Raw genomic sequence first — 19,843 nt, forward strand, 5'->3', positions numbered from 1 at the left:
AACGCGGGTCCCATCCATTGAGCGAGATCGACGCATGAGGGCTTCAGAGCGATGCAAGATCCGACTCCCAATACATTTCTGACCGGGCGATTGCCGGTCATTTTCGCGAAAACCGCGATACCCATCATATTCGTCATGAGCATGAACGGCCTTCTGACGGTCGCCGATGCCCTGTTTCTGGGGCATTTCGTCGGCCCGCAGGCGCTGGCGGCGGTCACCGTGGTGTTCCCGTTCTACATGCTGATCGTGGCCTGCGCCACGCTGGTCTCCACCGGCATGTCGAGCCTTTTGGCCCGGCACCTTGGCGGCTCCCGCTTTGATGAGGCCGAGCGTATCTATGCCGCGGCGCATTGGCTGGCCCTTGTTGTGGGCGTCATCTTGATCCTGCTTTACCTCGGCTTTGGCGGGCAGCTGATCTGGCTGGTTACCGGCGGGGACAGTGCGCTTGCCGAATTGTCGGCCAGCTACCTGGGCATCCTGATCTTTGCCACGCCGTTGACCTTTGTGCTGGCGGTCAACTCCGATGCCCTGCGCAACGAAGGCCACGTGGGCATGATGGCGGCGATGAGCCTGTTGGTGTCGATAGGCAATATCGGTTTCAACTACCTGATGATCGCGGTGCTGGATCTTGGCGTTGCCGGTTCGGCCTACGGCACGGTCGAGGCGCAGCTGTTGGCGCTGGTCGTGATCACCGCCTATCGCCACAGCCGGGGCACCCTGCTGCATCCGGTCATGGTGCTGCGCAACGTGATCCTACAGGGCAGTGGCCGCATTCTGGCGCTGGGCGCTCCGCAAAGCCTTGGTTTTATTGGTATCGCGCTTGGCTCCTCGGCAATCCTGACGGCGCTGCAGATGGTCGGTAGCCCGGATTACGAGGTTACGGTCACAGCCTATGGGATCGTGACGCGGGTCGTCACCTTTGCCTTCCTGCCGCTCTTGGGCGTGTCGCAGGCGATGCAGACGATCACCGGCAACAACTTTGGCGCGGGGCTGTGGCGGCGCAGCGACAACAGTCTGCAAATCGCCATTTTCGTGGCACTGGGGTTCTGCCTGTCGGTGCAGGCGGTGTTTAGCCTTTTTGCCCCGCAGATCGCCGCGGCCTTTGTGACCGACCCTGCCGTGGTTGCAAAGGTGGCAGGGATCATGCCGGTAATGCTGGCCTTGTTTGTCCTGTCGGGACCTCTGATGATGCTGGCGGCCCATTTCCAGGCCATCGGAGACGCGCGCCGCGCCGCTGTGCTGAGCCTGTCAAAGCCATTCGCATTCGCCATTCCGCTGACCTTTGCCTTGCCGCTGTGGTTTGGTGAAATGGCGATATGGTGGGCGGGGCCAGCGGCTGAGGTTCTGCTGCTGCTGTTGGCGGTCTGGGTTCTGTGGACTCGGGCGCGCCGCACCCGGCTCAGCTGGGGCGTATTCACGACAACCGAGGAGGCGCGGTCATGAGCGCAACACTTCCGACACTGGTCGAGGCCAAAGCACAGGCCAAACGTCTGCGCACGGGGCTGGAGGCCGAAGGGCGCGAGATCAGCCACAGTCAGAGCCTTGAGCTGGTGGCACGTCAGCATGGGTTTCGCGACTGGAATACTTTCCACGCCGCGATGGGCAACCGGCCGCCAGAGGGATTTACCCCTGGCGGGCGGATTGAGGGGACCTATCTGTCGCAGCCCTTTGCGGCAACGGTTCTGGCCGTCGAAATGCTGCGGCCCGGCTGGTTTCGGCTGGAACTGGATCTGGACGAGGCGGTCGACGTGGTCACATTCGACAGTTTCTCGAACTTCCGTAAACGAATCCGGGGCACGGTCGGCCCCTCGGGCACCTCGCGGGAGCGGACCTCGGACGGGACGCCGCATCTGGTGATCGAGATCTGAGACCTTGTTCCCAAGACAAAAAAGCCCCCCGCAGTGTGCGGGGGGCAGTTTCACGAGGGAGGGTCGTGTGTTTCAGGGGCCAGTCACCACTTCACCGGGTCGCGGTCGGCAAAGGCATGGACAAGGAAATCAATGAAGGCGCGCACCTTGGGCTGGGTGAATTTCCCAGGCGGGTAGACGGCATAGATGCCCAGAGTTTCGACCGGCAGGTTGGGCATCACGTCTTCGATCAACCCTTCTGACATGGCTTCCGAGTAGAGGTAGCTGGGCAGGTAGGCGATGCCGAGGCCAGAGATGGCCGCATTCAGAAGCGATTGCCCGTCGTTCACCGACAGCCAGCCGGTCGTGCGAACCTGACGTTTCTCGCCAGAAGGGGCGGTGATCTTCCAGACATTGCCACTCGACTGGTTGGAATAATGCAGAAGCTTGTGGGTGTTCAGATCGTCGATCTTTTGCGGCCGCCCGTATTGCTCCAGGTAGGCGGGCGAGGCGATCATACGTTTGGTGGTTTCGGTCAGCTTGCGGGCTCTGAGAGAGCTGTCTTCCAGCTCGCCGATCCGCAGCGCCATATCAAAACCTTCCGAGATCAGTTCGACATAGCGGTTGTTCAGCACCATGTTGACGGTGATCTCGGGGAAATCGCGCAGGAATTCGGACAGGACCGGCGACAGGTGATTGACGCCGAAATCGGTGGCAACGGAGATCCGCAGCAGGCCCGAGGGCGCGGATTGCATCGAGGTCACCAGCGCATCGGCTTCGCCTGCGTCATTCAGGACGCGCCGCGCCCGGTCGTAATAGGCCAGCCCGATTTCGGTCGGCGATACCCGCCGGGTTGTGCGGTTCAGAAGACGTGCGCCAAGCCGGGCTTCGAGGCTGGAGACGTGTTTGGAGACAGCGGATTTGGAGATCCCCATCTTGCGCGCCGCATCGGTGAACCCGCCCTGGTCCACAACATTTGCGAAGGCCTCCATTTCGGTCAGTCGATCCATCGTTGCCCGTCCTCGTCCTGTTGTCTGACCTCAGGTTTTGACGGGCAATTCGGGCAAGAACGGGGCGAGCTTGGGATAATTGCGGGGTTTTTACTGCATCGTTTACGCTTGCGAAACGAAATCCTGAGGCGCGGGAGGGGCCGGGGGCTGGACAAGAGGCGATGCTTCGCTCCGCACCGAAGCCTTTGTCGGGCAGGGGGCGGTAAATCCCTGCCATCCAATCACGATCTCAAGAGGAGTTTCCCATGCTGACCTGCGTCATCCGTTATCACATCGATCCCACCCAGCACGATAATTTTGCGCAATACGCCCGCAATTGGGGGCAGGCGATCCCGCGCTGTGGCGCTGACCTGATCGGATATTTCGCACCGCACGAAGGGTCGTCAACGCTGGCCTACGGGATCTATAACGTGGACAGTCTTGCCGCCTATGAAGACTACCGCGCCCGTCTGGCAGAGGATCCTCTGGGGCGGGAGAACTACGCATTTGCCCAGCGGGAGAAATTCCTTGTCCGCGAGGACAGGACGTGGCTCAAACGGGTTTCTGAACCACATGGAGACAGCGCATGATCGCGGTAATTTTCGAAGTCACACCGGCAGCGGGTAAGAAGGAGCCTTATCTGCAGGTCGCAGCCCGGATGCGGGATCTGCTGGAGGATATGGAGGGGTTCATCTCGGTCGAACGGTTTCAGAGCCTGACAAACCCCGAAAAGCTGCTGTCGCTGTCCTTCTGGGAGGATGAAGAGGCGGTGGCGCGCTGGCGCGCACTGTCTGAACATCGGGGCGCACAGAAACAGGGACGCGACAATCTCTTTGCCGGGTATCGCCTGCGCGTGGCAGGGGTGATCCGGGACTATGGTATGGAAGAGCGCGATCAGGCGCCTGAAGACAGCCTCGAGGTGCACGGCTGAACAGGCCGTAGAATGCGCCTGTAGGACAGGATTTCCGATCCGCTTGAGGCTTGGGACAGGCGAACCATAGTAGCAACGAGAGGCGCGATTCTCCCGCCCGTCGTCTGATCTTTTGATAAAGACCAGCTCCCGTTGGACGTGGCACCGCGCATCGCGCGGTGCCACGTCCAAGGCCGCCAAGGGGGGGCCGTGCAATCGGGCTGCCTGCGGGCGCGGGAGAGCGCCGCTGCTGATCGCGGTCTGCCGGACCCGTCAGAGGGTGGCGGCGAGGCGGATGCCTTGATTGATCGCGCGTTTGGCATCCAGTTCCGCTGCGACATCGGCGCCACCGATCACGTGGGCGGTGATGCCTTTCGCCTCTAGCGCATCGGCCAGGGAGCGTTCCGAAAGCTGACCGGCGCAAAGCACGATGGTGTCGGCCGGGATCACAGTTGGGTTTTCCCGCGCCTCGCCAAAGCTGACGTGCAGGCCCGCATCATCGATCCGCTCATAGTTCACGCCACCGACGAATTCGACCTCCTTCATCTTCAGCGCGGCGCGGTGGATCCAGCCGGTGGTCTTGCCGAGCCTTTTGCCGTGACGCTCGGCCTTGCGTTGCAGCAGGGTGACGTGACGGGCCGGTGCCTCGGGCTGCGGCCCTTCGGGGGCGAGGCCTGAGCGATGCTCGGCCGGATCGGTGACGCCCCATTCCTTCATCCAGAGCGGCAGATCTTCGGTCGGGCTGGTGCCCTCGTGCAGCAGGTATTCGGAGACGTCAAAACCGATGCCGCCCGCGCCGATCACCGCGACGCGTTCGCCCACCGGGGCCTTGCCCCGCAGCACATCGATATAGCTCAGCACGTTGTCGCGGTCCTGCCCGGAAATGCCCGGATCGCGCGGGATGACGCCGGTTGCGATGACGACCTCGTCAAATCCGGTCAGATCCTCAGCTTGGACCTCGCGGCCCAGCTCCAGCGTGATGCCCGCGTCCGCCACCATGCTGCGGTACCAGTCCACCAGCCCCCAGAACTCTTCTTTTCCGGGCACCTGCTTGGCCATGTTGAGCTGGCCACCGATTTCATCCGCCTTGTCAAACAGCGTCACCTTGTGTCCGCGCTGGGCGGCGGTGAGGGCGGTAGACAGGCCCGCAGGACCAGCGCCAACGATGGCGACAGTTTTGGGCGTAGCGGCCTTTTCGATCACCAGTTCGGTCTCGTGACAGGCCTGCGGGTTCACCAGGCAGGAGGTCAGCTTGCCCCCGAACGTGTGATCCAGACAGGCCTGATTGCAGGCGATGCAGGGCGCGATATGGCTGGCTTGCCCGGCCTCGGCCTTGGCCACGAAATGCGCATCCGCCAGCAGCGGGCGGGCCATCGAGACCATATCGGCGCAGCCGGTTTCCAAGACGTCTTCGGCGACCTCGGGCGTGTTGATCCGGTTCGAGGTGATGACGGGGATGGAGACCTTGCCCATCAGTTTCTTGGTGACCCAGGCAAAGGCGGCGCGCGGCACCGATGTTGCGATGGTAGGGATGCGGGCCTCGTGCCAGCCGATGCCAGTGTTGATGATCGTAGCGCCCGCCTGCTCAATCTCCTGCGCCAGCTGCACCACTTCATCATGGGTCGAGCCATCGGGCACCAGATCGATCATCGACAGGCGGTAGATGATGATGAAATCGCTGCCGACGGCCGCGCGGGTGCGGCGCACCACCTCGATCGGCAGGCGCATGCGGTTTTCATAAGATCCGCCCCAGCGGTCGGTGCGTTTGTTGGTATGGGTGACCAGGAACTGGTTCAGAAAATACCCTTCGGAGCCCATGATCTCGACCCCGTCATAGCCAGCCTCTTTTGCCAGCCGGGCTGCATTCACGATGTCCGAGACCTGTTTCTCGATCCCGTCCTCGTCCAGCTCGGTCGGCGGGAAGGGGGAGATCGGCGATTTGATGGCGCTGGGCGCCACGCATTTTGGCCCATAGGCATAGCGCCCGGCGTGCAGGATTTGCATGGCGATCTTGCCGCCTGCGGTGTGCACGCGGTCCGTGACAATGCTGTGGTTCTTCACGTCCTCTTCGGTGGTCATCATCGCGGCCCCGGGCAGGACCGAGCCTTCGAGGTTGGGGCCGATGCCGCCGGTCACCATCAGGGCAACGCCGCCCCTTGCGCGTTCGGCGTAGAATTCCGCCACCCGGTTCCAGTCGCGGGTCTCCTCAAGGCCCGTATGCATGGACCCCATCAGCACGCGGTTTTTCAGCGTGGTAAAGCCAAGATCCAGCGGCGCCAGAAGGTTTGGGTACGCAGTCATGACACTCTCCCTATCGTTTGCCGGGCAGGATCGCGCCACGGCGGGCGTTTGTCACCTGTCAACGCGGCGTCACCCCCTTGCGTGCCCCGGCGGCAGCAGGTCTAATCGCCGGGAACAGACCCAGGGAATGCCTATGACACCGGAAGACATCGCCAAGCTGCCCTACCGCCGCAACGTCGGCGTTATGATGATAAACACCGAAGGGGCGGTCTTTGTCGGACAGCGCGCAGACCGCTACAAGGATGCCTGGCAGATGCCGCAGGGCGGGATCGACGAGGGTGAGGACCCGCGCACCGCGGCGCTGCGGGAGCTGGAGGAAGAAACCGGCGTTCTGCCCTCTCTGGTCGAGATCATCGCCGAATCGGAAGGCTGGCTGCCATATGATCTGCCACATGACGTGGTGCCCAGCTTCTGGGGTGGGCGTTATCGCGGGCAAGAGCAGAAATGGTACCTGATGCGGTTTCTGGGCAGTGACGATCAGGTCAGAATCGACACCGAACATCCGGAATTTTCCGCCTGGTGCTGGCAGCCGGTAGAGCATCTGGTGGAGAAGATCGTCCCCTTCAAGCGCGAGGTCTATGCGCGGGTGGTCGAGGAATTCGAAAGGTACTTATAGAATGGTACGACTTCCCAAGCTGGTTCGCCGGGCGGCGTCGTTGTTTGTATCCTGTGTGGCGCTCGGCGCTGCCACCTCTGCTTCCGCGCTCAGTTGTGTGCCCTGGGGCGTTCCGGACGCCTATCTTGCGGCGGCGAATTCCAACCGCTCCTACGCAATCCTGCAGGGGCGCCTGTCTTTTGATGAACGTCGCCTGCCACGACCGCCTGCCGGAAACCCCAATGCGGCCCCGCCGGTCACCCAGTTTCGCGGAAGTTTCAACGGGGACCTTCTGGGGGCACGGGATTTCGATCAAGCCGTGCGCGCCGATGTGGTGATCGAGGTGCAATGCATGGGGCCGTGGTGCGGCAAGGCCAAATCCGGTGTCGAGTATCTGATTTTTGCCGAACAGCGGGGCAGGGACCTGATCGTCCGTTTCGATCCCTGCGGCAGCTTTGCCTTTGGCGGCGATGTGCACAGCTTTCGCAAGCAGGTGCTGGACTGCCACCGCGGCAAGGCCTGTGTGCCTCTGGCGCCGCAGTAGCAGACGGGGTCACTCCGCAGGCGCGGGGCGCGGGCGTGCCGGTTTGGTTGCAGCCTGACCCAGCCAGACGCTGAACAGGGCGAAGATGGCGCCGGTCAGCTGGTAGATGCTGAGGGTTTCCTGCATCCAGAGCCAGCCCAGGATGACAGCCGTCAGCGGGCTGAGCACCCCCAGAAGCGATACGGCTGAGGGTTCGATGCGCGACAAGCCCCGGAACCACAGAATATAGGTCAGCGCGCCGCCGATCAGGCTCATATAGGCAAGGCCCAGGATGTTCTCTGCGGTGAAGACCGGCATCTCGGGCACTGCCCAAAGTGTGACGGGCATCAGTAGGATACCCCCTGCAGTCAGCTGCCAGGCGGTAAAGGTTAGGGGCGGCACCGGCGGCTGCCATTTGCGGGTCAGCACAACCCCGGCCGCCATCGACAGGGCGCCAGCAAGGCCTGCCAGAACTCCGACCATGTCCAGCTTTGCCGCGGGCGTCAGCACCAGCAGGGCAACCCCTGCGATGCTGAGCGCCGCCGCCAGGAGCGACGCAGGCCTGATGGGCGATTGCAGAACCAGCGCCGACAGGAAGACCACGACCAGCGGCTGTATCGCGCCCAGGGTCGCAGCCACCCCGCCGGGCAGGCGGTAGGCGGACAGGAACAGGAAGCTCCAGAACAGAGAGAAATTCAGCGCGCCAAGCACCATGAGCTTTGGCACCCAGTTGAGCGGTGGCAGCCTGCGCACGAAGAGGAGCAGCAACAGCCCCGCCGGCAAGGCGCGCAGTAGCGCCACGACAAAGGGCGAATGACCGGGCAAGAGGTTGGTCGTCACGATATAGCTGCTGCCCCAAATGGCAGGGGCCAGCGCGGTCAGAAAGAGGTCGCGGGACAGCATGGGGTCTTCTCCAAAATTATCTCGACATCGAAGTAATAATATTTAATCTTGACGTCAAGATGTCTCTCCGCAAAACAGGAAAGATGGATCATGTGGATTTTGTCACCCAGCAATGGGAACGGGAGCGGCCGGACCTTGATGTGTCCGCCATGGGAATAATCGGCCGGGTGGGACGCCTCTATTTGGCCTATCAGGCAGAGATGCAGAAGACGTTTCAACGTTTTGGTCTCAACGCCGCCAAATTCGACGTGCTGGCGACGCTGCGCCGGGCGGGCGCGCCACATGAATTGTCTCCGGGGGATCTCTTGAAGGCGACGATGGTGGCTTCGGGCACGATGACCAACCGGATTGACCGGCTGGAGGCAGACGGGCTGGTGCGCCGCAAGGTGAACCCGGCGGACAGCCGCAGTTTCCTGATTGCCTTGACCGAAAAGGGCGGTGCGCTGATCGACGAGGCCCTGGAGGCGCATGTGGCCACCCAGTCGGGGCTGCTTAAAGGTCTGAAGGCAGAGGAGCTGGACCAGTTCAAAGGCTTGCTGTCCAAGGCATTGATCTCGGCCGGAAGCGATTGAGGCCCTGCGCGGGCTAATGCCCTTGCGTTCTACGCCCGACGAAAGGGAGTGCCCCTTGGGGCATATTCGATGGGCGGGAGTTTTCCCGCCCACGGATTTGGCTCTGTGACTTAGAGCAGCCCTTCGGCCTGCAGCACCGCGCGCATGTCCTTTTCGGGACGCGGGCCGATATGGCTGATCACCTCGGCGGCGCAGATGTTGCCGATCTTGGCGCAGGTCTCCAGATCGCGGCCCGTTGCCAGACCGAAGAGGAACCCGGCCGCGAACTGATCGCCAGCACCGGTAGCATCGACGGGCACGACCTTGGTGACCGGAACATCGATGCGGGTCTCGCCCGCAATCACCGAAACCCCGTCGCCGGAGCGGGTGCAGACCACCAGCGGACAGATTGCGGCGGTCTTGGCCAGGGCCTCCTCCAGATCTTCGGTTTCAAACAGCGAGCGGATTTCGGCTTCGTTGCCGATCACGAATTCCAGTTCATTCTCGATCAGCGACAGGAAATCGGCGCGGTGGCGTTCGACGCAGAAGGGGTCTGAGATGGCGATGCCGGGCTTGCCGCCGCCTTTGCGGCAATCGCGCGCAGCTTCCATGAAGGCGGTCTTGCCCTTGTCCTTGTCAAAGAGATAGCCCTCAAGGAACATGATCTGGGTCTGACCGGCCACCTCGTTCGGCACATCTGCAGAGCTGAGTTCGGAGGAGATGCCAAGATAGGTGTTCATCGATCGCTCACCGTCCGGGGAGACAAAGATCATCGAGCGCGATGTCGGCAGCTCGCCACCCGGGACCGGCGGGTTGACGAAATCGACGCCATCTTCGTTCATCGCATCGGCGTAGAACCGGCCCAGAGCATCGTCATGCACGCGCCCGATAAAGGCCGCATCGATGCCAAGCGCACCTGCACCGGCAATGGTATTGGCGACCGAGCCACCGGGGGTTTGCACGCGGCCTTCCATCGCACCATAAAGCACTTCGCCGCGATCCCGTTCGATCAACTGCATGATGCCTTTCTCGATCCCCATGTGATCGAGAAAGCTGTCATCGCATTGGCTGATCACATCGACGACGGCATTGCCGATGCCGACAATCTGATAGGTCTTCATAGATTCTTGTCCTCATATTGGCACAGGTCGCGGATGATGCAGGTGCCGCACATCGGCTTGCGTGCCTTGCAGTGATAGCGGCCGTGCAGGATCAGCCAGTGATGGGCATGCTGCTGGAAATCGACCGGAATATTGTCTTCGATGGCGCGTTCGACCGCGTCCACATCCTTGCCCGGGCAGATGCCCGAGCGGTTGCCGACCCGAAAGATATGCGTATCCACTGCCTGTGCCGGGTAATGCCACCACATGTTCAGAACCACATTGGCGGTCTTACGGCCGACACCGGGCAGGGATTGCAATGCGGCGCGGGAATTGGGCACCTCGCCGCCGTAGTCGTCGACCAGAATGCGGGCCATCTTGATGACGTTCTTGGCCTTGTTGCGGTAAAGACCGATCGTCTTGATATGTTCGATCAGCCCCTCTTCGCCGAGGTCGAGCATCTTTTGCGGCGTATCGGCGATCTTGAACAGCTCATGCGTTGCCTTGTTGACGCCTGCATCCGTCGCCTGCGCCGACAGGGCGACGGCCACCACCAGCGTATAGGCGTTGACGTGATCCAGTTCGCCCTTGGGTTCCGGCTCGGCGGCCTGAAAACGCGAAAAGATTTCGCGCAGTGTATGATAGTCGAGTTGCTTGGCCATGCTGCTCCTTTTGCCGGTCTGCGGCGAAGGGCGCAAATGAAAAAACTCCAATGGTTTCATCGTGCCGCAGGCGCTGTTGTGCTTGCAACAGATCGCTCGGGCCCCCGCAATGCGCAAATTCCGGGTCGCCGGTCGCCGGTGTCCGCTCTACTGTGTTGCTGGACCCTTTGCAGGAGAACAGGGAAAGATGCGCGAAGCGGGTGAACAGAGCTATCACTATGGCGTCATTGGCCGGGCCATTGAGCTGATCGATGCAGGCGGAGAGGACCTGGGTCTTGCAGAGCTGGCCGCCCACATGAACATGAGCCCGGCGCATTTTCAGCGGGTGTTTTCGGCCTGGGTTGGTGTTTCGCCCAAACGCTATCAGCAGTATCTGCGGCTGGGCCACGCCAAGAGCCTGCTGCAAGAGCGGTTTTCAACCCTTGAAACGGCCCACGCGGTGGGGCTGTCCGGCTCCGGGCGGCTGCACGATCTGTTCCTGCGCTGGGAGGCGATGAGCCCCGGTGAATACGCCCGCAAAGGCGCGGGGCTGACAATCCGTTGGGGGTGGTTCGACAGTCCATTCGGTTTGGCGCTTGTCATGGGCACCGAGAAGGGGATCTGTGGTCTCGCTTTTGCGGCCGAAACCGGGGCTGAGCCGACCCTGGCCGATATGCGCGCGCGCTGGCCAAATGCCGATTATGTCGAAGACTCGATGATGCTGCGCCCCTTGGCCGAGGCGATCTTTGCCCAAAAAGGCGAGGCTGCGCTGCACATGATGGGCGCGCCGCTGCAGATCAAGGTCTGGGAGGCGCTACTGCGGATCCCGTCGGGCCATGTCACCACATACTCCGAACTCGCCCGTGCCATTGATAACCCACGCGCGGTGCGGGCCGTGGGGACGGCTGTGGGCAAGAACCCTATGAGCTGGCTCATTCCCTGCCACCGGGTCCTGCGCAAGGGCGGCGATATCGGTGGCTATCACTGGGGAGTGCCGGTAAAACGCGCGATGCTGGCTTTTGAGGCCGCGCGTGATGACAGCGCGCCGGAGAAAGAAGCGGACTTTCCGGCTGTGACAGGCGAAGCCGAAGAAACTGGGCGGCAAACCGCCTAGGTTTTGCACTCCGCGCTTGAGCAGCAGCGCCGCAGCGATGATATAATCAAATAAAATCAGCGGTGCGTGAGACCTCGCCGGGCAAGGACGAGCCAAGCCCGGACAGAGGCGCGCAAAACAGGCAAGAAGGTTGGCAAAATGACGATTTTGAAATTCTCGACGGTTGCGGCAGTGACGGTTGCGCTGGGCCTTGGCGCCTGCACCGATCCGGCGCTGCTGAACAGCGATGGTACGCCCAGCAAGGAAAAGCAGGGCCTGATTGCAGGCGGCATTCTGGGTGCGGGTATCGGTGCCCTCTCGAATTCCAGCAACAAGACAGGCGCCGTTCTGGGCGGCGCCGCGGTTGGGGCGATTGCGGGCGGGCTGATCGGCAGCCAACTGGACAAGCAGGAAGCCGAGTTGCGTCAGTCGATTTCGAGCGACGGCATCTCGATCGTTAACACCGGCGACAGGCTGGTGGTATCGCTGCCCAATGATCTGACCTTTGCCACCGACAGTTCCGCAATCAGCCCGTCGGTTCGTTCTGACCTGTTGAAAGTGGCGGACAGTCTGGTGCGCTATCCCAACAGTACCGTGCAGGTTATCGGCCATACTGACAGTGACGGCGATGCGGCCTATAATCAGGGCCTGTCCGAGCGTCGCGCCAATGCCGTGGCCGATCAGATCCAGGCGGGCGGTGTGCCCTACAACCGGATCCGCACCATCGGGCGCGGCGAAGAGCAGCCCGTGGCCAGCAATCTGACCGAAGCTGGCAAGGCGCAGAACCGGCGGGTGGAAATCGTCGTCATCCCCACCGGCGGTTGAACCTGGCAGGCCGGGTGATCTGCGCCAGGACGCGCGCTGGCTGTGCATTTCCGCGCCCCCGGGCGCGGGCTTTGCCAGTTGATGCACAACACTTGCGCGGTCATTCGGGTATGAGGCATCCCGGCCTTTGCTTAAGCTATTGGTAAGTCAGGCCTATGACAGGGCCTTGAGTGTCAATGTGTTAGTCAAGGAATGTTCTGATGTCCGATCCGCTACTTCTCACTCTCTCCGGATCCCTACGCGGGGCTGCAACCAATCGCATGCTGCTGAAAGAGGCGGTGCGTCTGTTCGGTGCCTGCTCCCACGTGGAGGGCGACCTGAACCTGCCGCTGTACGATGGCGATGACGAAGATCGCGATGGTGTGCCTGCCGGGGTGCAGCTCTTGGCTGATCAGATCGCTGCGGCGGATGCGGTGTTGATCTCGACCCCGGAGTATAACAAAGGCCCCTCTGGGGTTCTGAAGAACGCGCTGGATTGGGTCAGCCGTACCAAGGGCAAGCCCTGGGCGGGTAAACCCGTGGCCGTCATGTCGGCGGCGGGTGGCCGCTCGGGTGGTGAGCGGGCGCAGATGGTGCTGCGCGGTTTCATGGTGCCGTTTCAGCCGCGCCTTGTGTCCGGGCCCGAGGTGCATCTGGCCAATTCGTCGAAGGAGTTCGACGAGAGCGGCCAGCTGACAAGCGAGATCTACCGGGGCACGCTGGAAACGCTGATGCAGAACCTGCGCCGCGAAATCGAGCGCTGATCAAACCGCAAAGGGCAGGGGCGCGCCAGTGTTCCTCCCGGCCTTCGGCGGCTTGTCCTTTCCGAAGACGTGGCTAAGGTCACGGGATGAGCGAATTCAGTCCCACAAATCCCGCCCCCCGTACCGAACCTGGCCCCTATACCAGCTCTGAAATCCGGCAAACCGATGTCATGGACCCGGCCCGCGCCGCAGCCTTTCAGGTGGCGCTGGGGCAGGAAGCGGACATCACCGAGGGCAGCGTTCTGCCGCCGTTCTTTCATCAGCTGTACTTCTGGACCCCGCAGCCGCCCGAGGCGTTGGGCCGCGATGGTCATCCGCGGCTCGGCGGCACAGGCGGGCTGATCCCGGATCTGGGCCTGCCGCGGCGCATGTGGGCTGGCGGGCAGCTGCAGTTCGACGCGCCCCTGCGGGCGGGCAGTCCGGCAGAAAAACGCTCGGTTCTGGAAAAGGCCGAACATAAAAACGGGCGCAGCGGGCCGTTGGCATTCGTGACCCTGCGCCATGAGATCTGGCAGGAGGGACAACTGTGCCTCACCGAATGGCAGGATCTTGTTTATCGCGAGGATCCGGACCCACAGGGGCCAAAACCGGTGCCGCCCGAGGCGCGGACGGATGAGCATGATGCGCGGGAGGCGGCGTTTTCCTCGACGCTGCTGTTTCGTTATTCGGCGCTGACCTTCAACGGGCACCGGATCCACTATGATCTCGATTATGCACGCGATGTCGAAGGATATAACGGTCTGGTGGTGCATGGCCCGCTTTTGGCGCAGCATCTGATGTTTCTGGCCGAGGAGGTGGGGGGTGCCTTGCGCCGCTTTGCCTTCCGCGCGTCCTCGCCATTGATGCATTGTGAAACGGCTACGTTTTGCCGCAATGGCGCGGATCTGTGGGTCAGAGGCCCGGATGGACGACAATGCATGAGCGCCACGGCAGAGTTCGCATGAGGGAGAGGCTCCCGCCTGCCGGGCCATATTCTGCGAATAGGGCGCTGCCAGTTGGGCCCGGCGCCGCTGCGCGGCGTGAAAAAAACTGCTGAGAAGCTTTTTGAGGGGCAGATCTGCCCTCAAAAGCGCCTGTTCCAGTCTGGGATGTTCCGCCCCGCCTCAAGGGCAAGGCGCGCGATGCGCGCAGGCTGCGCCTCCCTTGACCCGGAGCGAAACTGCTGGGGATGACGGCGTCAGAGGTTGTCTTCGACGCGGAAGCCTGCAGGGATGGCATCGATCTGGTCCAGCAGCAGATCGGCCATGATTTCGGCGACCTTGGGGGCCATGCCGAAGCCGATCTTGAAGCCTCCGTTGGCGATGAAATGCCCGATGCGGCCCGGCCAGAGGCCGAGCATCGGCGCCCGGGATCTTGCGCGCGGGCGCACCCCGGCCCAGCGTTCGATGACCTCGGCGCCTTGGAGGATGGGTACCGCGGCGCGGGCGCGTGCAAGGATGTCGTCGAGCTGAGTGTCCGTCTCTGTGCCGTTTTCGAACTCCCGCTCGCTGGTGGAGCCGATGGCCACTGTGCCATCCGCATGCGGGATGATGTGCAGGCTGTCGGCATAAAGCTGGGGAACCTCTCCGGCATCATGGCGCAGCAGGGCGGCCTGTCCTTTGACACCGTTGCCGATGGTTTTGCCCACGGTTTTGCCGAGCGTTTGGTTCAGGTTCAGTAGCCCTGCATGGCCGGTGGCGTGAACAACCTGACCCTGATCGGTACCGTCTGCGCCTACAGCCACACCCTGTGCCTTCAACGCTGCGACGAGAGCACCACAGGCTCGGCGCGGATGCATGCGGGCGCTAAGCGTGTCGTGAATCACAAGGCCGGTGGCACTGGGTGGGGCCCACCCCCCAAACTCCTCTGCCGCGCAAACGCGCCATTCAGCCTGTTGCCCGGCATCGGTGCGCCAAAGCTGGGCAGCGGTGCTTTCGCGCTGGCGGGCCAAATCCAGCACTCGATCGTCATTGATGGGCTGCAGACGGCCGGTGCGGCCATAGCCGGGGGAGACGCCGCCCGCATGTTCCACATCGCGCCAGAAATCTTGTGCCATCAAAAGACTTTCGAACTGGAATTGTTTCTTGGCATTCCAGTTTTCCGGCACATGCGGGGCGAGGGCACCGACAAGGCCGCCGCTGGAACCGGCGCCGGGGCCGAAGGGGTCGATCACCTGAACCTTTGCGCCGCGCCGGGCGCAGATCCAGGCGATCGAAAGACCAAAAATGCCCGCGCCGCGCACCGTGATATCTGCCATTGCCATTCGCCCGCCCTTTCGCCAGTGTCGCGCCGTTCCGTGACATCACTTAGGGGAAAACAGCATGGCAGACCAGCAGGCCCGGCTCAGTTGGCGTGATGGCATCATTCCGGTGTCCGATCAGTTCGATGACCCCTATTTTTCGATTCACGACGGGCTGGCGGAGACGGGGCATGTGTTCCTGGCCGGGAATGATCTGCCTGCGCGGTTCCGCCCCGGTTTCCATATTGCCGAGCTGGGGTTCGGGACCGGTCTGAACCTGCTCGCCGCCTGGAAGCTCTGGGAGGAAAGCGGGCAGGTGGGCGCATTGCAATTCACCAGTTTCGAGGCCTTCCCAATGGTGCCTGCCGATATGGCCCGGGCGCTGGAGGCCTTTCCTGCGGTCGCGCCCTGGGCCGAAAGGTTCCTTGCGGTCTGGACGGGGCAGGGCAGCTGCGATCTGGGTACGCTTTGCTTCGAGATGATCACTGGCGACGCGCGCCTGTCGCTGCCAGAGTGGACGGGGCAGGCCGATGCCTGGTTTCTGGACGGGTTTTCCCCGGCCAAGAACCCGGAGCTGTGGGGTGAGGATCTGATGGCCGAAGTGGCCCGGCACACCGCTCCGGGAGGCAGCGCCGCGACCTATACGGCGGCGGGCTTCGTGCGCCGGGGACTGGAGGCGGCGGGCTTTGCCGTCACACGCATCCCCGGCTATGGGCGCAAACGGCATATGACAAAGGCGGAACTGGTATGAGCAGCGCAGAGGTCCACGAGGCAGGCAATAACACGCGGCTGGGCGTGATGCTGATGATTGGCGCCACCATCGTGTTTGCGCTTCAGGACGGGATCTCGCGACATCTGGCGGGGGAATACAACGTCTACATGGTGGTGATGATCCGCTATTGGTTCCTGTCTCTGTTTGTCGTCTCCATCGCTTTGCGGCAGCCGGGCGGTCTGAAAAAGGTGGCGCGGACCCGGCAGATCTGGCTACAGATTTTTCGCGGCTTTGTCTGCGCGGCGGAAATCTGCGTCATGGTTCTGGCCTTTACCCTCTTGGGGCTGGTGGAAAGCCACGCGGTCTTTGTCTCATACCCGCTGATGATCGCGGCTTTGTCCGGGCCGATCCTGGGGGAGAAGGTCGGGATCTGGCGGTGGAGCGCCATTCTTATCGGTTTCCTTGGGGTGTTGATCATCCTGGAGCCGGGGATCGGCGTGTTCCAGCCGGCTGCACTGGTACCGCTGCTGGCTGCACTGATGTTCGCTCTTTATGGGCTTCTGACGCGCTATGCCGCGCGCAAGGACAATTCGGCCACCAGTTTCTTTTACGTGGGCGTTGTCGGCGTTGTCTTTATGACGCCGATCGGCCTGTGGAACTGGGAGGCGATGAGCACGCCGGACTGGGGTTGGATGGGGCTATTGTGCCTGACCGGCGCTCTGGGGCACTACCTGCTGATCCGTTGCTATGAGGCGGCAGAGGCAAGCGCGGTTCAGCCCTTTGCCTATCTGCAGCTGCCCTGGGCGGCGATGCTGGGGCTTGTGATCTTTTCGGAAACCATCCGGTTCAACGTGGCGCTGGGCGCCGGGATCGTGGTGGCGGCGGGGCTGTTCACCCTATGGCGCGAACGCCGCCAGCGTTGATCCGGTCAACTCCCGCGAAAACGGCACCGGCAGCGGTGTCTGCCCCAGCCGTGCACGATAGACCGGCAGGCTTTCGGTGACGCGCATTACGTAGTTGCGGGTCTCGTTGAAGGGGATGTGCTCGATCCAGTCGATGATGTTCGGGGTGCCGTCGCGGGGGTCGCCATAGCGTTCCATCCAGGCCGCAGGGCGATGCGGGCCTGCGTTATAGCCAGCCGCCATCATCACCACGTTGCCACCGAACTCTTCGGCCAGACGGGCAAGATACTGCGCGCCAAGGGTTGCGTTATAGTCCCATTCAGCGGTCAGGCGGGCAGTCTCGTGCTCGGACAGGATGCCCAGTTCATTCGCCACCAGTTTTGCTGTGGCGGGCATCACCTGCATCAGCCCGCGTGCGCCTGCGTGGCTGATCACACCGGGGTCGAATTCGCTTTCGCGCCGGGCGATGGCCAGGGTCATCTCGGGCGCCATCGGCAGGTCCTTTTTCGCCACCGGGTGCAGCGGGTAATAGGCGCCCTTCAGCTCGATCCCGGATTGTGCCGCGCGTTTGCCGATCATCACTGCCAGGTGTGGCCGGTCCATTTCCACCGCCATCTGACCCAGCTGAAAGGCCTGCTCGGACGGCAGGCTTTCGGTCAGATGGGTGAGGAACCGTTCGGCCAGCACATCCTCTCCGGCGCGCAGCAGCAGCAGACCCGCTTCGGTGACCGAGGAATTGAGGTACGGGGCGCTGCGCCAGTCTGGCAGCGCAGGCGGATTGGCAAGATCCGGATCGAAGGGTCGACCAAGCGCCTCGGCGGCGAGGATCCCATAAAAGGAGGTTTGATAGGCGGCAGCCCGGGAATAGGCATCATGCGCCTTGTTCACTTCTCCCATCTCGGCATAGGCACGGCCCAACCAGTAGCCGCCGCGCCCGACCGAGATCGGGGTTTCGACCGAGGCGAGGAAGCGCTCGAAATGCTTTGCGGCCAGACCGGGATCGTTCAGCTTGCGCAGGGCGATATAGCCGGCCAGCCATTCGCAGTCAGAATAGCCATAGCCCGCCTCAGGGGGGGAAAAATGATGCGCGGCCAGTTGGTAGGCGCGTTCGTGGTTGCCGTCCCGCATGTCCTGCCGGGCCAGATCGCGGCGGCGGCGCAGCCATTTTTCTGGCACTCCCAGTTTGTCGGCGCTGGTGCTGCGATCCATCAGCATCTGGATGGCGTCCTCGCGGCGTCCTTTTTTGTCGCGCCAGTCGAACCGGTCGTAGGCCAGACCGGCATCATCCTGCAAATCCGCTGGGATCGCCGCGATCTTGGCATCGACGCCCGGGGCGCGCTGCTGCAGGGCCAGACGGGCCTCGGCCAGCTTGCGCGGACCGTCCGGCACCAGGTCCAGCATGCGCGGCGCGCTGACGTGGTGGCGGTCCCACAAGAGCCGGTTCAGCCGCGCCGTATGATGCGGTTTCAGCAGGGCGCTGAAATCGGCGAGATAGGCGTCCTGTACCTCGGACGTCATCGGCATGGTGCGCCAGGCCATGACGATTTCGGCCTCACCATCGCCCCGGCGCCCCGCCGCGATCAGCGCGCGGCCAAGGCTCAGCGCGCCTTCGGCTGTCTGGGGTCGGTTGCCAGAGTAGAATGACAGAATGGTCTTGCGGTCGGCCGTGGCCAGTGCCGCTTCGCTTTTTTCCCGCAGATAGGGCAGGCCGGGCCAGTCGGGGCGCCGCGCCAGAAAGGCCATGACATCGCGCGCCGAGCCTTCGCCCGCGCGCAGACGGTGCCATTCGATCACATCGCGGGCGACGGTGGCTTCGGGGCCGGCCATCTCTCCGGCGGCGTCCCATTGCTGCCCCCGGACCAGGTCCAGAGCGTCAGCAAGCCTGTCCGCCTGCGCTATCTGCGGGGTAAGCAGGGGCAGGAGTAGCAGAATGAAGGCCAGAATGCGTGTCATGTCTTGCATTTTCTCGTGAACCGGGGATAGAGGCTGTGACGATAATCCGTGACGTGCCGGTATCAACTCAAAACCCGGTCGTGTCCACCATTCCGGCGGCGCTTTGCCTGCCGACCATTCGCAACTAAGGGAGCGTGCCCATGTTCAAAGGCTCTATGCCAGCCCTCGTCACCCCGTTTCGCAACGGCGAGCTGGATCTGGATACGCTCAAACACTTGGTAGAATGGCATATCGAACAGGGGTCGACCGGTATCGTGCCCGTTGGCACCACCGGTGAAAGCCCGACGCTGAGCCATGAAGAACACGAAACCGTGATCGCCGAGGTGGTCAAGGCCGCAGCAGGCCGGGTCCCGGTCATCGCGGGCGCAGGGTCGAACAACACCGTCGAAGCGATTCGTTTTGTCGAGTTTGCGGCGCGTATCGGTGCCGATGCGGCGCTGGTTGTAACGCCCTATTACAACAAGCCGACCCAGCGCGGCATGGTGGCGCATTTCGAAGCCCTGCACGACTGCGCCGATATTCCGATCGTGATCTACAATATTCCGGGCCGCTCGGTCGTCGACATGACACCGGCGACCATGGGTGAGCTGTCCAAGCTGCCGCGTATCGTTGGCGTCAAGGATGCCACCGGCGATCTGGCCCGCGTTAGCCAGCAGCGAGGCTCCTGCGGTCCCGACTTCATCCAGCTGTCGGGTGAGGACGCAACCGCGCTTGGCTTCAATGCCCATGGCGGCGTTGGCTGCATCTCGGTCACCGCAAACGTGGCGCCGAAACTCTGCGCTGAGTTCCAGGCCGCGACCCTTGCAGGCGACTACAAGACCGCGCTGGACTATCAGGACCGCCTGATGCCCTTGCACGAGGCGATCTTTATTGAGCCGGGCCTTGTGGGCGCGAAATACGGCCTGTCCAAGCTGGGCCTGTGCAGCGAAGAGGTCCGCTGCCCGCTGACCACGCTGGAGGACAGCACCAAGGCAGCGATCGACGCGGCCATGAAGCACGCAGGTCTGATCTAAGGCCAACCGGTTTTCCGATTTAAG

Annotated in this window: 21 protein-coding genes; 14 read left to right on the top strand and 7 right to left on the bottom strand. The window is 62.7% G+C overall.

Going from position 1 to position 19,843, the window contains the following annotated elements; genetic code table 11:
* Positions 1–51 precede the first annotated feature (51 nt).
* Positions 52–1,443, top strand: a complete 1,392-nt coding sequence (locus tag SM766_RS11635) for an MATE family efflux transporter (RefSeq protein WP_368947887.1) — start codon at positions 52–54, stop codon at positions 1,441–1,443.
* Entirely contained in the window at positions 1,440–1,868 is a 429-nt protein-coding gene (locus SM766_RS11640) for a glyoxalase superfamily protein (protein ID WP_274834931.1), read from the top strand. The genes SM766_RS11635 and SM766_RS11640 overlap by 4 nt, the downstream gene beginning before the upstream one ends.
* An 83-nt stretch (positions 1,869–1,951) precedes the next feature.
* Here SM766_RS11640 and SM766_RS11645 read toward each other — a convergent pair whose 3' ends face one another.
* Entirely contained in the window at positions 1,952–2,857 is a 906-nt protein-coding gene (locus SM766_RS11645; protein WP_065271369.1) for a LysR family transcriptional regulator, read from the bottom strand.
* 245 nt (positions 2,858–3,102) lie between these two features.
* On the opposite strand from SM766_RS11645, the gene SM766_RS11650 reads away from it, so the two are divergent.
* Positions 3,103–3,426: an NIPSNAP family protein gene (locus SM766_RS11650; protein ID WP_368947888.1), complete on the top strand. Its 324-nt coding sequence runs from the start codon at positions 3,103–3,105 to the stop codon at positions 3,424–3,426.
* Positions 3,423–3,767, top strand: coding sequence for an antibiotic biosynthesis monooxygenase family protein (locus SM766_RS11655; protein ID WP_065271367.1), 345 nt, complete (start codon positions 3,423–3,425; stop codon positions 3,765–3,767). The genes SM766_RS11650 and SM766_RS11655 overlap by 4 nt, the downstream gene beginning before the upstream one ends.
* Positions 3,768–4,019: 252 nt before the next feature.
* Here the strand turns inward: SM766_RS11655 and SM766_RS11660 are convergent, their stop codons facing one another.
* Positions 4,020–6,047, bottom strand: a complete 2,028-nt coding sequence (locus tag SM766_RS11660; RefSeq protein WP_368947889.1) for an FAD-dependent oxidoreductase — start codon at positions 6,045–6,047, stop codon at positions 4,020–4,022.
* Between the two features lie 133 nt (positions 6,048–6,180).
* Here SM766_RS11660 and SM766_RS11665 point away from each other — a divergent pair, with 133 nt between their 5' ends.
* Both SM766_RS11665 and SM766_RS11670 read left to right on the top strand, forming a co-directional pair.
* Positions 6,181–6,663 carry an RNA pyrophosphohydrolase gene (locus SM766_RS11665; protein ID WP_368947890.1) on the top strand — a complete coding sequence of 161 codons (483 nt, stop codon included), beginning with the start codon at positions 6,181–6,183 and terminating at the stop codon, positions 6,661–6,663.
* 1 nt (position 6,664) lies between these two features.
* Positions 6,665–7,186 (top strand): hypothetical protein, encoded by a 522-nt coding sequence (locus SM766_RS11670; RefSeq protein WP_274829782.1) that lies wholly within the window; start codon positions 6,665–6,667, stop codon positions 7,184–7,186.
* Between the two features lie 9 nt (positions 7,187–7,195).
* On the opposite strand, the gene SM766_RS11675 is transcribed toward SM766_RS11670, so the two are convergent.
* On the bottom strand, positions 7,196–8,068 hold the full coding sequence (locus SM766_RS11675; RefSeq protein ID WP_274829781.1) for an EamA family transporter: 873 nt from the start codon (positions 8,066–8,068) through the stop codon (positions 7,196–7,198).
* 83 nt (positions 8,069–8,151) lie between these two features.
* Here SM766_RS11675 and SM766_RS11680 point away from each other — a divergent pair, with 83 nt between their 5' ends.
* Positions 8,152–8,640, top strand: coding sequence for a MarR family winged helix-turn-helix transcriptional regulator (locus SM766_RS11680; RefSeq protein ID WP_274834924.1), 489 nt, complete (start codon positions 8,152–8,154; stop codon positions 8,638–8,640).
* Positions 8,641–8,750: 110 nt separating this feature from the next.
* Here SM766_RS11680 and SM766_RS11685 read toward each other — a convergent pair whose 3' ends face one another.
* Positions 8,751–9,740 (bottom strand): adenosine kinase, encoded by a 990-nt coding sequence (locus SM766_RS11685; RefSeq protein WP_065271362.1) that lies wholly within the window; start codon positions 9,738–9,740, stop codon positions 8,751–8,753.
* Entirely contained in the window at positions 9,737–10,381 is a 645-nt protein-coding gene (nth, locus tag SM766_RS11690; RefSeq protein ID WP_065271361.1) for an endonuclease III, read from the bottom strand. The genes SM766_RS11685 and nth overlap by 4 nt, the downstream gene beginning before the upstream one ends.
* 187 nt (positions 10,382–10,568) lie before the next feature.
* Here nth and SM766_RS11695 point away from each other — a divergent pair, with 187 nt between their 5' ends.
* The 4 genes from SM766_RS11695 to SM766_RS11710 all read left to right on the top strand — a co-directional run bounded on the left by SM766_RS11695 (position 10,569) and on the right by SM766_RS11710 (position 13,965).
* Positions 10,569–11,474 (top strand): methylated-DNA--[protein]-cysteine S-methyltransferase, encoded by a 906-nt coding sequence (locus tag SM766_RS11695; RefSeq protein WP_368947891.1) that lies wholly within the window; start codon positions 10,569–10,571, stop codon positions 11,472–11,474.
* A gap of 138 nt (positions 11,475–11,612) precedes the next feature.
* Positions 11,613–12,278: a YiaD family glycine zipper/OmpA-like lipoprotein gene (locus SM766_RS11700; protein WP_065271359.1), complete on the top strand. Its 666-nt coding sequence runs from the start codon at positions 11,613–11,615 to the stop codon at positions 12,276–12,278.
* 200 nt (positions 12,279–12,478) lie between these two features.
* The gene (locus tag SM766_RS11705) at positions 12,479–13,021 is read left to right on the top strand and encodes an NADPH-dependent FMN reductase (RefSeq protein ID WP_368947892.1); all 543 of its coding nucleotides are present in this window, start codon (positions 12,479–12,481) and stop codon (positions 13,019–13,021) included.
* An 86-nt stretch (positions 13,022–13,107) separates the two neighbouring features.
* Positions 13,108–13,965 carry an HTD2 family dehydratase gene (locus tag SM766_RS11710; protein WP_490363356.1) on the top strand — a complete coding sequence of 286 codons (858 nt, stop codon included), beginning with the start codon at positions 13,108–13,110 and terminating at the stop codon, positions 13,963–13,965.
* Positions 13,966–14,198: 233 nt separating this feature from the next.
* Here the strand turns inward: SM766_RS11710 and SM766_RS11715 are convergent, their stop codons facing one another.
* Positions 14,199–15,263 carry an NAD(P)/FAD-dependent oxidoreductase gene (locus tag SM766_RS11715; protein ID WP_368947893.1) on the bottom strand — a complete coding sequence of 355 codons (1,065 nt, stop codon included), beginning with the start codon at positions 15,261–15,263 and terminating at the stop codon, positions 14,199–14,201.
* 58 nt (positions 15,264–15,321) lie between these two features.
* Here SM766_RS11715 and mnmC2 point away from each other — a divergent pair, with 58 nt between their 5' ends.
* Positions 15,322–15,990, top strand: coding sequence for a tRNA (5-methylaminomethyl-2-thiouridine)(34)-methyltransferase MnmC2 (gene mnmC2 / locus SM766_RS11720; protein ID WP_274832639.1), 669 nt, complete (start codon positions 15,322–15,324; stop codon positions 15,988–15,990).
* Complete coding sequence (locus SM766_RS11725; protein ID WP_274834918.1) at positions 15,987–16,874, top strand: DMT family transporter; 888 nt, start codon at positions 15,987–15,989, stop codon at positions 16,872–16,874. The genes mnmC2 and SM766_RS11725 overlap by 4 nt, the downstream gene beginning before the upstream one ends.
* On the opposite strand, the gene SM766_RS11730 is transcribed toward SM766_RS11725, so the two are convergent.
* Complete coding sequence (locus SM766_RS11730) at positions 16,848–18,806, bottom strand: lytic transglycosylase domain-containing protein (RefSeq protein ID WP_368947894.1); 1,959 nt, start codon at positions 18,804–18,806, stop codon at positions 16,848–16,850. The genes SM766_RS11725 and SM766_RS11730 overlap by 27 nt on opposite strands.
* 140 nt (positions 18,807–18,946) lie before the next feature.
* On the opposite strand from SM766_RS11730, the gene dapA reads away from it, so the two are divergent.
* Positions 18,947–19,819 carry a 4-hydroxy-tetrahydrodipicolinate synthase gene (gene dapA / locus SM766_RS11735; RefSeq protein ID WP_368947895.1) on the top strand — a complete coding sequence of 291 codons (873 nt, stop codon included), beginning with the start codon at positions 18,947–18,949 and terminating at the stop codon, positions 19,817–19,819.
* Positions 19,820–19,843: the final 24 nt, after the last annotated feature.

Source organism: Pseudophaeobacter sp. A-200-2 (assembly GCF_041008815.1).
Classification (GTDB): Bacteria; Pseudomonadota; Alphaproteobacteria; order Rhodobacterales; family Rhodobacteraceae; genus Phycobacter; species Phycobacter gallaeciensis_A.